At 64.3% G+C, this 13,431-nt stretch carries 8 protein-coding genes; 2 read left to right on the top strand and 6 right to left on the bottom strand.

The genetic code is table 11. The features are described 5' to 3' along the window. Nucleotides 1-77 precede the first annotated feature (77 nt). The 4 genes from RXV95_RS07350 to RXV95_RS07335 all read right to left on the bottom strand — a co-directional run bounded on the left by RXV95_RS07350 (nucleotide 78) and on the right by RXV95_RS07335 (nucleotide 6,458). Entirely contained in the window at nucleotides 78-2,084 is a 2,007-nt protein-coding gene (locus RXV95_RS07350; protein WP_338468525.1) for a glycoside hydrolase family 97 protein, read from the bottom strand. Nucleotides 2,085-2,209: 125 nt separating this feature from the next. Then, nucleotides 2,210-3,265: a cupin-like domain-containing protein gene (locus RXV95_RS07345; protein WP_338468355.1), complete on the bottom strand. Its 1,056-nt coding sequence runs from the start codon at nucleotides 3,263-3,265 to the stop codon at nucleotides 2,210-2,212. Next, nucleotides 3,255-4,814, bottom strand: a complete 1,560-nt coding sequence (locus RXV95_RS07340; RefSeq protein WP_338468354.1) for a tryptophan halogenase family protein — start codon at nucleotides 4,812-4,814, stop codon at nucleotides 3,255-3,257. Before RXV95_RS07340 ends, RXV95_RS07345 begins: the two co-directional genes overlap by 11 nt. Before the next feature lie 9 nt (nucleotides 4,815-4,823). Continuing rightward, complete coding sequence (locus RXV95_RS07335; RefSeq protein ID WP_338468353.1) at nucleotides 4,824-6,458, bottom strand: alpha-glucosidase; 1,635 nt, start codon at nucleotides 6,456-6,458, stop codon at nucleotides 4,824-4,826. 471 nt (nucleotides 6,459-6,929) lie between these two features. On the opposite strand from RXV95_RS07335, the gene RXV95_RS07330 reads away from it, so the two are divergent. Then, nucleotides 6,930-7,616: a DUF6445 family protein gene (locus RXV95_RS07330; protein WP_338468352.1), complete on the top strand. Its 687-nt coding sequence runs from the start codon at nucleotides 6,930-6,932 to the stop codon at nucleotides 7,614-7,616. Between the two features lie 14 nt (nucleotides 7,617-7,630). On the opposite strand, the gene RXV95_RS07325 is transcribed toward RXV95_RS07330, so the two are convergent. Both RXV95_RS07325 and RXV95_RS07320 read right to left on the bottom strand, forming a co-directional pair. Further along, nucleotides 7,631-9,130 (bottom strand): tryptophan halogenase family protein, encoded by a 1,500-nt coding sequence (locus RXV95_RS07325; RefSeq protein WP_338468351.1) that lies wholly within the window; start codon nucleotides 9,128-9,130, stop codon nucleotides 7,631-7,633. A 90-nt stretch (nucleotides 9,131-9,220) separates the two neighbouring features. Beyond that, complete coding sequence (locus RXV95_RS07320; RefSeq protein ID WP_338468350.1) at nucleotides 9,221-12,046, bottom strand: TonB-dependent receptor; 2,826 nt, start codon at nucleotides 12,044-12,046, stop codon at nucleotides 9,221-9,223. A 296-nt stretch (nucleotides 12,047-12,342) separates the two neighbouring features. Here RXV95_RS07320 and RXV95_RS07315 point away from each other — a divergent pair, with 296 nt between their 5' ends. Continuing rightward, nucleotides 12,343-13,377, top strand: coding sequence for a LacI family DNA-binding transcriptional regulator (locus tag RXV95_RS07315; protein ID WP_338468349.1), 1,035 nt, complete (start codon nucleotides 12,343-12,345; stop codon nucleotides 13,375-13,377). Nucleotides 13,378-13,431: the final 54 nt, after the last annotated feature.

Raw genomic sequence — 13,431 nt, 5'->3', positions numbered from 1 at the left:
CATAACGCATGAGACCAAAAGGGGTGCCCGGACTAGCCTCCGGACACCCCGGCCCTGGATCTCAAATCGCTGCCCGATTACTTGCCCGGATGCAGCCGGATGGCCGCGCCGCCGCCGGGGGCCAGCCACAGCTTGTAGGTATCGCCCTTGCGGAACGTGCGGGTTTCGATTGCGATCCTGTGGCGCGCATCCGTCAGATAGGTTGCCCCCTCGCCGTCCTTGTAGATCGTGGCGGTATAGGTCTTGCCCGGATCGAGGAAATCGAAGTTCAGCGTCAGCGTGCGCTGGTCCGCATCGTTCACGCCGCCCAGGTACCAGTCATCGCTGTTGCGGTCCTTGCGCGCGAAGATCGCGTATTCGCCCACGCTGCCGGCGATCAGATGGCTTTCCGACCAGTTGGCCGGAACCCTGGAGATGAAATCCAGCTCTTTCGGGAACTTCGCCAGGTTATCGGTGAAGTCCGCGGCCATCTGGATCGGCGAATAGATCGCAAGATAGAGCCCCAGCTGCTTGGCCAGCGTAGAGGCCATCGGCACGCCGTTCGCGCCCTCCAGCGTCAGCACGCCCGGCGTGAAGTCCATCGGCCCCGAAAGCATCCGGGTATAGACCAGCGTCGCTTCGTGCCCCGGCGGATTGGCGAACTTGCCCCACGAGTTATATTCCATGCCCCGCGCGCCTTCGCGATCGATCCAGTTGGGATAGGTGCGGCGAAGGCCCGTGTCCTTCACGGGTTCGTGGCTGTCGATGGCGATGTGATACCTGGCGGCCATCTTCACCACCTTCAGGTGATGTTCGACGTTACGCTGCCCGTCGTGCCATTCCATCTTGATCGTGCCCGGCTTGTCGCCCGGTGCGTTGATCCCGCCCGCATCCGCGACATAGCCGGTCTTGACCGAGTTCATGCCCAGCGAGTGATAAAGCCTGAAGGCATCTTCCATCTGCGCTTCATAGTTCGCGATATCGCCGCCGGTTTCGTTATGGCCGATAAGCTGCACGCCCTTCTTCTTCGCATAGGCTGCAACCTTGTCCAGGTCGAAATCGGGCGTCGCCCTGGTAAAGCTGAACTGGTCGCCATGGCCCAGCCAGTTGCCGTTCCAGCCCCTGTTCCAGCCTTCCACCAGCACCCCGCCGAAGTGGTGCTTTGCCGCGAAGTCGATCGTCTTCATCGCGCGTTCGGTGGTTGCGCCATGCTTCGGCCCTTCGGCCCAGGTCCACTTGCCGGTGATCATGCCCCACCAGATGCCGACGTATTTCATCGGCTTGAACCACGAAACGTCGCCTTCCTTGTTGGGTTCGTTGAGGTTCAGCTCCAGGTTGTTCTCCACCAGCCCGGCGGCATCGGGCGCGATGCGGATCGTGCGCCAGGGCGTGTCGAACGGCAGCTTGCGGCTTACGCGCGGACCGTCGGGCGACGGGGCGAGTGTGGTGCGGAACAGTCCGCCGGTTACGTGCTTCAGCCAATATCCCGAATAATCGACCAGCGCCGCTTCGTGGAACGACAGGTGCGTGCCGTCGTCCAGCCGCATCGTCACCGGCGTATGCGCGGTGGACACGCAATCGATCGGCGTCTTTTGATAGATCTGCTCGTACCGGTTCCACTCCCCGCCCGGAATCCACCACGCGGTTCCCTTGGAAGCGACGTCGAACTCGGTGATTTCGTCGGCGATGTTCATCGTCGTCATCGCCGGTTGCTTCGGTATCTCGTACCGGAAGCCCACGCCGTTATCGAACAGGCGGAAACGCACGTCCATCAGGCGCCCGCCCCAGTCGGCCGACTGCTTGAAGTGGACCAGAATCTCGTTGTGGTGGTCGCGCACATAGCGGCTTTCGCCCCAGGGCTGCTCCCAGGTTGTATCGGCGCTCGCCTTTTCGGACCCGGTGATCGCAAATCCGCGCTCCATCGCGATGGCGTCGGTCAGCAGGAAACCCAGCTTCGATGGCGCGATCAGCAGCTTGCCCTTGCGCGAGATCGAGTAGGTCGGCCGCTGGTCGTTATCGGTGGAAACGGTCAGCACTATCGATCCGTCGGGCGATGTAGCGGTGACGGAAGGTTGCGCGTCCTGCGCGTATGCGGCCAACGGCAAGGCAAACGCGGCCGCGGCGCCCAGCGTTGCGGTCTTGCGCACGGCGGAAAGAAGGGTTGTCACGGGATCGAAGCTCCTGTTGCGGCCCGCTTGCGGGCAATGGGATCGAATGGGAAGCGGGACTGTCAGCCGTCCTTGCGGCTGCCAAGCAAACGGTTGTGCCAGCCGACAAGCTCGCTCACGAGTTGCTCGGCCAGCTTGAGCTGTTCCTGCGAGCCGATCGGCCCGAGTATCGAGCGTGCCGCTTCGGGAATATGCGCAGCCGCCTGTTCGGGATCGCCGAACACATAATGATCGAAGAACGCCCGCCACGCCTTCCTTTCGCGCTCCGGCAGGTCGCGCAGGGTCAGGAACGCGTGCAGCAGGGTCGATTGCGGAGAGAGCGTCTCGGCGTCGTTCTCGCGCCACCAGAAGTTCACTTGCGCGCCCAGCGGCGCGGTCGAGATTACCTGGTGGAACCACATGGAGGGAATGAACAGCGCGTCGCCCGGTTGCAGCACCGCCTCGCGCGCATGGGCCAGCGCTTCGCGATAACGCGGGAAGCGTTCGAAATCGGGATTTTCGCAATCGACCATGCTGGTCGGTTGGCCGGCCAGCGTGCGGTCTATGGGGCCGACATAGAGATTGCCCACCTGTTCGGGCGGAAACAGCAGGTAATGCCGCTCTCCCCGCACCACGCAGGAAAGGTTGTCGGGCAAGTCCCAATGCGCGGCGGTGCGCCCCGGATTCCCGATCCACAGCGACGTCAGCCTGTGCCGCGCGGAATCGAGCAGCGGAATGGCAAGGTCGGGCAACAGGTCCGGCGCGTGCTCGTCTAGATTAACCGCGCCGGCGAACATCGCCGGGGCATCGGCTTCGCGGGTAGAGCGCAGCAAAAGCTCGCAGATCGTTGCAAGCGGCGCCATTTTGCGTTCGAAGTTCTCGCCCGAAAGACCGGCCGACCAGCCATAGCGTCCACGCATGCCGGAAGGACCGGCCCAAAGCTGCGCCGGGCGATCGTTGGCGCGCGCCGTCAGGTACGTGCAGAATGCCTCGTCGCTGTCGCCCGCCAGCGCGCAGAGCGGCCAGCCGGAAACCTGCCCGCGCAGCGCCACCGGCTCGCCGGCGGGGACGATCTCCGCCTCGAACCGCGCGCGCTCTGTCGCCCCGGTTTCGCGAACGGAGGGGATATCAGCGGACATCGGATGCGGCGGGGATCGGCGAAGCCGCGCAATGCTGCGCGATATAATCGTCATGCGTCGGGAAGGTTCGCGCCGCATCGCGCATCATGTCGCGCAAACGGCCAAGCATCGCCGCGCCATCCACCTGCGGCCGCGCATCGGCCAGCCGGTCATAGCTTTCGGGGATCACGCCCTGCCCCACGAATACCGCCAGCCAGCTCGGATTGCGGAACAGTTCGTCGTCGCGCGAAACCAGCCGCGCGTTCTTTGCGAAATGCCTGATCTTGTATGAAAGCTCGTCCGGAACCGCCATCGCCGCACAGGCCTTCCAGAACGGCTCGTCGCGCGTGTTCGCCGCGTAGTGGAGGATCAGGAAATCGCGGATGCGTTCGTATTCCAGCGCGGTCAGGCGGTTGTATTCCTCTGCCAGCAACGGGTCATGGCCGCGATCTGGCAGCAGCAGCAGGAAGCGGTTGATGCCGCTTTGGGCCAGGTGCAGGCCGGTCGATTCCAGCGGCTCCATGAAGCCCGCCGCCAGCCCCAGCGAGAGCACGTTTTGCACCCACGTCTTGCGCCGCCTGCCGGTGGTGAAGCGCAGCAGGCGCGGATCGCCCAGCGGCTGGCCTTCCACGTTGGACAGCAGCGTATTTACCGCCTCGTCGTCGCTCAGACGGGCCGAACAATAAACGTGGCCGTTGCCCATGCGGTGCTGCAACGGAATGCGCCACTGCCAGCCCGCCCGATGCGCGGTTGAGCGGGTGTAGGGCGTAAGCGGCCCCACGTTCTCGCTCGGCATCGCGGCCGCGCGATCGCAGGGCAGCCAATGCGTCCAGTCCTCGTACCCTGCGTCCAGCGTCTTTTCGATCAGCAACCCGGCAAAGCCGGTGCAATCGATGAAGAAATCGGCGGCAACCTCCCGCCCGTCCGCCAGCGTGACGGAAGCGACATTGCCGGTTTCCCCGTCGCGCCGGACCGAGGTGATCCGTCCTTCTATGCGCGTGACCCCGCGATCTTCGGAATAGCGGCGCAGCAGCTTCGCATAGAGCCCGGCATCGAAATGATAGGCATAATCGTGCGTGGAATGGACGACGCGCGGGTTCGGATTGGGCGGACCGAAACGGTTTTCGCGCGCCAGCGCCCAGCACATCGACCAGTCGTCGATCGGGGCGCCCTTACCGCGCAAGTGTTCGCGCACCCAGTAATGGTGCAGCGGCACGCGGTCGAAATCGGCGCCATACGTTCCGAACGGGTGGAAATAGCGGCAGTCCGCCCCTCCCCAGCCGACGAACTCGATCCCCAGCTTGAAGCTGCCCTGCGTGGCGCGGATGAAATCCGCCTCTGCAATGCCAAGCTGGGCGTTGAACATCTTGATCGGCGGGATCGTCGCTTCGCCCACGCCGATCGTGCCGATCTGTTCGGATTCGACGAGCGTTACCGCGATCGACCGGCCAACCGCGTTGGCAATCGCCGCCGCCGCCATCCAGCCTGCAGAACCGCCGCCGATCACCGCGATGCTGCGAAGGGCATCAGGCTGGCCGCTGGCGGAAGGGTTGGTCTGCGTGCCGTTCATGCCGTGTGCCTAACCCGCGCGACGGCGCGCGACGAGTGCGCCATAGCCGCCGAAGGACCAGCCGGTTACGCTTCCTGTTTCCAGAAGCACGTCCCAGCCTTGCGCATCGGCCGGTTCCCAGCGCGCGCCGGCAGGCCCGATGTTGAACACGCACAGGATGCGGTCGCCGTCAGCCTCGCGCTCTATCGCCAGGACATTGCCGGATGCTTCCAGCACTTTCGCGCTGCCGATCCGCAAGGCCGGATGCGCGCGGCGCAGGGCCAGAACCTTGCGCGTCCACGCCAGCAGCGAATCCGGATCGGCCTCTTGCCGGTCCACCGCGCGCGCGATGTTCTCATCGCCCAGCGGCAGCCAGGGCTCGCCCGCCGTGAACCCTGCCTGCACCGCGTCCGCCTGCCACGGCATCGGCGTGCGCGCGCCATCGCGCGACAGGGTAAGCGGCCAGTTGGCGATCGCTTCGGGGTCTTGCAGCCTGTCGAAGGGGATATCCACCTGCGTCAGACCCAGTTCTTCGCCTTGATAGAGGATCACGTTGCCGCGCAACGCCCCCAGCAACAGCGCCTTCATCCGCGCAAAGGCATCGCGGTCCGCCGCGTCGATCCAGCGCGACAGCGCGCGCGGGGCATCGTGATTCTCGAATGCCCAGCTCGGCCAGCCGGTGCCGGGCTCGTCCGGCCAGTTATCGATTGCGCGGGCGACCAGCGCGGGGCCGATCCGGTCCGCATAAAGGAAATCGAACCCATAGGCGGAGTTCAGCCGGCGTTCCCCGGCGGTGAACAGCTTCATTTCGCGGTCCGCATCCGCGCCGCCCACTTCTGCCACCGTGAACACCGCGCCATATCCGTCGCACAGCGCGCGAATGCGCTCGATAAACGCCGGGATATCGGCGTGCGACTGGTTGTAGGTGTGAAGCTGGAAATCGAACGGACGCGTGCGCGGCTTGCCATCGTCCGGCGCGGGCGGATTGTCGCGAAGCAGCGGATCGTGCATCGCGAAGTTCAGCGCATCGAGCCGGAACCCGTCTACCCCGCGATCCAGCCAGAAACGTGCCACATCCAGCAGCGCATCCTGCACTGCGGGCTCATGCACGTTCAACTGCGGCTGGGCGCTGAGGAAATTGTGCAGGTAATACTGCCCGCGCCGCGCGTCCCACGTCCACGCCGGCCCGCCGAACACGGATTGCCAGTTGCTGGGGGGCGCCCCCTCGGGCTTCGCATCCGCCCACACGTACCAGTCGGCCCTGCCGTTGGTGCGGCTTTCGCGGCTCTCGGCAAACCAGGCGTGCCTGTCGGACGTGTGGGCATAGACCTGGTCGATGGTGACTTTCAGTCCCAGCTCGTGCGCGCGGCGCACCAGTGCGTCGAAATCGGACAGCGTGCCGAAGATGGGGTCGACACCGCGATAGTCGGCCACGTCATAGCCGAAATCGGCCATCGGCGAGGTGAAGAACGGCGAAATCCAGATCGCGTCGACGCCCAGTGAGGCGACATAATCCAGCTTCGCGGCAATACCCGGCAGATCGCCGATTCCGTCCCCGTTGGAATCGAGAAAGCTGCGCGGATAGATCTGGTAAATCGCCGCGCCCTTCCACCAGGGCAGATCGGTGGAAGCCGGCACGGCTGAAATGGCGGGCTGTTCGTTCATGGAATCCGTCTGTCTCAAGGCCGGGCGGCGCGGACCGCGAAGCCTGGGGAAGAAAAAACGACGCGCGCCGGTCCGGGCGCACCGGCCATTCCGCGGCACACGCCGGCAAACCGACCGCGCGGGTGAGACCGCAGAGCGCCAACCTGCGGCGCACCCCGCGCAGCAGCAGGCGCAGGCGGCGTGGCCGGACCGGCCAAGACCGACGCTTCGAAAAGCCCATGGCCGAATTTCATTTCGCTGGTGCCAGGCAATACCCTCTCCTCGCCTGCCCTTTTGCCAGCTTTGCGTCCGATTTGGCGACGAATACGTATACCTCCCCTACCGCCGCGCACCCCGGCCCGGCGCACCGGAAGCGGCAGCGAAACGCTTTATATTCAATATCATGAATGTAGCGATTCTGCGTCGATGCGCCGATAGTCGCGCAGGCCAAGGGCGCTGGAACTTACGCCGGTTTGAACGCACTATGCCGCCATGCACGCGGGGCGACACATCTCCATCGAAACCATCGGCGCGGAAGCGCAGCCGGTTATCGTGATCGACGCGTTTGTCCCCGATCCGCAAGCATTGGCGCAAGAGGCTGCCGCGCTGCGCTTCGGGCCGATGGGGCCGTATTATCCCGGCCTGCGCGCCGCCGTTCCGACGCCGCGCGTGGCCACCTTCGTCGCGCCGGTGGCCGAAGCGATCGCGCAGACGTTCGGTGTAAACGCCGACCTGGGGCTGATCGAAGCGATGTATTCGCTGGTCACCACCTCGCCCGCGCAGCTTCGCCCGATCCAGCGCCTGCCCCATTTCGACGGCTGCGAGCCTGAGCGGCTGGCCCTGCTGCATTTCCTTGGCGGATGCGAAGGCAGCGGCACCGCGTTCTATCGCCATCGCGCAACCGGGTTCGAAACCGTCGACAAGGACCGGCTAGGGCAATACGAAACCGCGCTTCGCCGCGATGTGGCGGAAAACGGGATGCCCGGCCCCGCCTATATCGCGGGAGACACGCCGGTTTTCGAACGCATCGCCCGGTTCGAGGGTCGCTTCAACCGCGCGCTGATCTATCGCGGACAGTCGCTGCACTGCGCAGACATAGCGCCGGACGCCAGCTTTTCCGCCGATCCACGGTTTGGCAGGCTTACCGTCAACACGTTCCTGATGGGCGTCCCGACCTGAAGAGCGGCGTCAGATCAGGCTAGGGCCGCAGGGCTGTGCCGCGCGATGAAGTCCAAATGCGTTGGCATCGCGCCAACCTGCTGCGCAACACCGTTCGCCAGAAGCGACAGGAACTCCGCCAGTTCGGCATCGGTGGGCTGGTCTGCCAACGGGTGATGCCCGGCGGGCTTCAGGCCTTGCCCGGCCATGACCTGCAGCCAGCCGACTTCCGCGAAAAGTTCTTCATTGAAGCGGGTGATGCGACCGTTCGCTTCGAACAGGTCGATCTTTGCGGCCAGGCTGTCTGGCACCTGCATTTCCGCGCAGGCGCGCCAGAACGGTTCCGCCCGGCGGTTGACCTTGTAATGCAGGATCAGAAAGTCGCGCACCGCTTCGTATTCGAATACGGTCTGCGCGTTGAACGCATCAACATCCGCATCGCGCAGGTCAGAGCCGGGCAAGAACCTGAGCAACCGCTCTATGCCGGACTGGACAAGGTGGATGCTGGTCGATTCCAACGGCTCCATGAACCCCGCCGCAAGACCCAGCGCCACGACATTGCGATGCCAGAACCGCTTGCGCCGCCCGGTGGTGAAGCGCAGCAGACGCGGCTCAGTCACCGGCGCTCCGTCAAGGTTCGCCAGCAGCACGTCCTGCGCCTTGTCCGCTTCCATGAACCGGCTGCAGAAGACATGACCATTGCCGGTGCGCGTCTGCAGCGGGATGCGCCACTGCCAGCCTGCCTCGCGCGCGGTGGATCGCGTAAACGGCAGCAGCGGATCGGTGCGCGCGCATTGCACGGCAATCGCACCGTCGCACGGGAGCCAGCGGGTCCAGTCCTCGTATCCCGTGCCCAGCGCCTGTTCGATCAACAGACCGCGAAAGCCGGAGCAATCGACGAAAAGGTCGCCGCCAATGCGTTCGCCACCGGCCAGCGTTACGCCGGTCACATTGCCGCTTTCGCCGTCGAGCGCGACATCGACGATGCGCCCCTCGATCCGCATAACGCCGCGCGCTTCGGCATATTCACGCAGGAAGCGGGCATAGAGCGACGCGTCGAAATGATAGGCGTGGCCCAGCCCGCCCAGCGGCGCGCGGCCTTGCGGCGCGCCGCGCTGGAACCGGCCCGCATAGGCGGCGACGGCGTTCAGCGAATAAGCATCAAGCGCGCGGAAAGCGGCCTTGCCCCGGCTGCGCAGCCAGTAATGGTGGAACGGCACCAGCCCCAGCGGGCGACCGATCTCTCCGAAAGCATGGATATAGCGGCTGTCCGCATCGCCCCACCCGGCAAACTCTATCCCCAGCTTGTAGGTGCCGTTGCAGCGGGAGAGGAACTGGTCCTCGTCGATGCCCAGCGCGCGGTGCAATATCTGCAATTGCGGGATCGTCGCTTCGCCGACGCCCACCGTGCCGATTTCTTCCGATTCCACCAGCACGATGCGCCAGCCACGGCCCAGATAGCGCGACAGCGTGGCGGCGGTCATCCAGCCCGCGGTCCCGCCGCCGACGATGGTTATGGTGCGCGACTGTTCCATTCCCCTCCTCTAGCCCTGTTGATAGCCGGATAAAAAGACGGCGCGCCCGGCAAAAACCGGACGCGCCGCCTGATGCGCCCCGAGGGAACCTTAAAACTTGTAGGACGCACCGATCGAATACGTCGCCCCGTAGGTCTCGTAATTGATCGGCAAGCTGGTGTTCGAATAGTAGTTGATGAACGGTGCGTTCGTCAGGTTCGAACCCGTCGCGATCAGGCTCAGACCCTCAAGCGGACCATGCTGGAATTCGTACCCGATCTGCGCGCTCAGGATGCCTTCGCCGCTGGTGATGTTGTACGACTGGGCCTGTTCCACCGTGGTCGAAAGACCAAGGAAGCTGGAACGATACTGATAGGTCGCGCGGGCAGAGAAACCGCCCTTCTCGAAGTAGCCGGTAACAACGCCGGTCCACTTGGAAAGGCCGGGCACGGTGACCGACTGGATATTGCCCGCCGCATCCGCGAAGCTGACCGAGCTGATGTTGTGCGTGCCGTTCAGACGCAGGCCGAACCCGTCGAGCGCCGGAGAGATAGCCCGCAGCGGAATTTCCGCCTGGACCTCGAAGCCCGCGACATACCCCGTGCCGCCATTGTTCGGCACGGTCACCAGCACGTTGTTGTTGGCTGCCTGACCACCTGAGATCGCGTCCGCCGCGCTCTGCGAGATCGTGGTGAAATAGGCACCCACCGGGTCCACGAAGTTCGTCAGGTTCTTGTAGAACGCGTTGACCGACAGCAGCCCCTGGCCGCGCGCGAAGTAGGACTGCACGCCCACGTCGATGTTAGTCGAAAGATAGGGGCGCAGCGCCGGGTTGCCGCCATTGCCGGAGAAGCTGGCGCCGCCGGTGCCGCCCGTGGTCGTGTTGTACGAGATCTGGAACGGCACGGCTTCATAGCCCTGTTCGGACCGGCTCATCGCCTGCGAGGCCGCCATGACCAGGAAGGTGTTGGGCGCGAATTCCAGCTTCATCGTCGCGCTGGGAAGCACATAGGTGTACTTCGCCCCGCCCGATGCCGCCGAATAGGTGACGTCGCCGGTCGACGTATCGAGGAACGCCGAATTGCCGGTGGAGGACTGGTCGGTGTGCACAACCTGCACGCCGATGTTGCCCTTGATCGGCAGGCTGCCGGCGATGCCGTCGATGTTGAGCATGAAATATGCGCTCAACACCTTTTCTTCCACCTTCCAGTCACGCACCGTCGATTGCGGGCGATCGTCGAATGTGTTGGTCAGCAGGTTCGCCGCCGCAACCGGATCGTATGCCAGTGTCTGGCCGTTGAAGCCGAAGGGATTGACCGTACCGAGCAGGATATCGGACGGGATCGCCAACTGGGTGTCGGCGGTCGTCGGCCCCGGATTGAGGAAGTACGACTTGAACTTCGATGTCTTGGTGCGGTCGCTGTACTGCACGCCCATCGACCAGGCATTGAAGAAGCTGCCGCCCGTCTTGCCTTGCAGGTCGCCGCGCAGCGCCTTGATCTCGTCGACATAATCGGGCGAGTTGAGGAAGCCTGCCTGCACAACCGGCGACGTGCCGTTGTAGCCCCAGCCGAGCGGGTCGGTCAGCACTTCCTGGTTCGTATCGGTATAGTCGAGCGTGTTCGACAGCGCGAAGATGCCGTTGGGCTGCTGCGTGACAGTCACCGAATCCGGTACGCATGCGGACGAGGTGCTGTTGTACGCGTTGTAGCAGGTGCCGGTATATGTCTCGAGGTTATAATCGTTGCGGTGCGCGCGCGAATAGTTCGCGTCGAGCGTGAACGTGATCCGGTCGCTGAAGTGATACTTGCCATTCCAGCCGATGGCGTAGGTATCGGCGTCGCGACGGTTGTAGTTGTTGCGCTGGACGGCGTATTCGTTGTTATACGTCATCTGCGAAACCACGTTGCCGGTCACGACTTCCGACGCCGGATCGAGCGTGCCCGCACCCCAGGCGAGCGGCACTTCCAGGCCGCGCTGCTGCTGCTTGGTCTTGAAGTGCGAATAGAAGCCGTCGATCGCCATCTCGAACTTGTCGCTCGGCTGCCATTCGATGCTGCCGAAACCGGACTGGCGTTCCTGGATATTGCCGGTCGCGAAATACTTGGCGCCACCCAGCACATAATTGCCGTTCGCGTCGGTCGGATAACCCCACGCCTGGTACTGGCGCTCCTGCTGCGGCGATGAGAGGATCGTGCCGCCCAGCGAGATGCCCAGCGTGCCGTCGGCGAACTTGTCGGCATAGATGATCGTGCCGCGATAGCCGTAGTTGGTGACGTCGGGCGCTTCCTTGGAATAGGCGTTGCGCTCTACCTTGCCGGAGATCGACAGGATGCGGTGATCCTGCGCCAGCGGGTCGATCGTCATCAGGTTGACGGTGCCGGCGATGCCCTGCGCGAACAGGTCCGCCGATGACGTTTTCGTCACGTCGGCGCGGCTGATCAGTTCGGCCGGAATCTGGTCGTACTGAAACCCGCGGTCGTCCGAGATCGTGGCGATTTCGCGGCCGTTGAAGGTGGTGGTGGTGAAGTTCGGGCCGAAGCCGCGAACCGCCAGAACGTCTGCGCGGCCGTCAAGCCGCTGCGCGGTCACGCCCGGCAGGGTTGCCAGCGCGTCGGTGATCGAATTGGTCGGCAGCTTGCCCACGTCTTCGGCGCTGACCGATTCCACGATCTCGATCGCGTTCTTCTTCACCCTGATCGCGTTGTCGACCGACTGGCGATAACCGGTGACGACGATGGCCGTCTCGTTCGCGGCACTCTCGTTCATCGATCCGGAATCGGTGGAACCGCTATCGCTCGAAGCCGTGTCCGGCGAATTGGTGTTCGATTGGGCGAAGGCGGGCGTGGCGGCCGCCACGGCAACGGCAGCAACGCCAGCCATCAGCATCTGCCTGGAAAGCGGATAGGCGCGGCGGGCCGCAAAAGTATCGGTCATCAGAGTCTCCCTCCCGGCCGGACCAATCGGCCGGCAAACACAAGCGCGGTCCCTTATGGCGGGAAAGCGCGTCGGCAGCGTCTTACGGCTGACAGCGCGGTGACCGAAGGAGGCATACGTATACTGCGCCAGCGCGGCGCCGGTTGCGACATTTTGGCAACGCCGCCAAGGCACCACACAACCTTCTGTATTTGCACTGAATTATACAGCGCGCATGGAATTGCATACCAATCGCGATGCGAGTAGCATGATCCGTGCCGACCCGGCGCGATGACCTGGCGGCGCAGGGGACTGCAATGGGCCGCAAACCTTCGAACAAGCCGACCAGCTTCGATATCGCCTATCTCGCCGGCGTTTCGCAGCCGACCGTCAGCCGCGCGCTTCGCGGCAGCCGGTCCATCAGCGCAGCCACGCGCGAAAAGATCGAACGCATCGCGCGAGAGCTGGGATACACGGTCGACAAGAACGCGTCGTCACTGCGCAGCCAGCGTTCGAACACGCTGGCGCTTTTGTTCTTCGAAGACCCGACGCCGGACGAATCCAATATCAATCCCTTCTTCCTGGCCATGCTGGGGTCCATCACCCGCCATTGCGCGAACCGGGGGCTGGACCTGCTGATCTCGTTCCAGCGGATGGAGGATGACTGGCACCAGCGATACCAGGACAGCCACCGCGCCGACGGGCTGATCCTGCTAGGCTATGGTGACTATGCGGTTTACGAAGCCCGCCTGCGCCAGCTTGTACGGCAGGAAACCCATTTCGTGCGCTGGGGTTCGGTCGACGAGGCCAGCCTGGGTTCGACGGTCGGTTCGGACAACTTCGGCGCGGGGCGGCTTGCGGGCGAACACCTGCTGGCGCGCGGGCGGCGGCGGATCGCCTTCATCGGCACGGCGGACGCGCACTATCCCGAATTCCAGGCGCGCTATAACGGCCTGTGCAAGGCGGTGACGACGGCGGGGCTGGAATGCGATCCCGCCTTGCAGCGCGATGCGATCACCACCGAAGAAGCGGGCTACAACGCCGCGCGCGAACTGGTGGAAAGCGGCATCGCGTTTGACGCCATCTTCGCGGCAAGCGACCTGATCGCCATCGGCGCAATGCGCGCGCTTGCCGAAAGGGGTCTGAAAGTGCCCGATGACGTGGCCGTCGTCGGCTTCGACGACATTCCCGCCGCCAGCCTTACCGCTCCGCCGCTTACCACGGTGATGCAGGACTTGCGCGGTGCGGGTGAACTGCTGGTCGAAACGCTGCTGGCCAGCATTGAAGATCGCCCCGCCCCCCCTTCCACCTTGCCCACACGGCTAGTCGTGCGCGGCAGCACGGGCGGCTGAAGCGCGGGTATTCGTATACATCGGCAGCGCCACGCATTGCCGCACGGGCGCGGA

This window comes from Novosphingobium sp. ZN18A2 (assembly GCF_036784765.1).
Taxonomy (GTDB): domain Bacteria; phylum Pseudomonadota; class Alphaproteobacteria; order Sphingomonadales; family Sphingomonadaceae; genus Novosphingobium.
The sequence above is the reverse complement of the archived record's forward strand: the minus strand, read 5'-3'. Positions and strand labels throughout refer to the sequence as shown.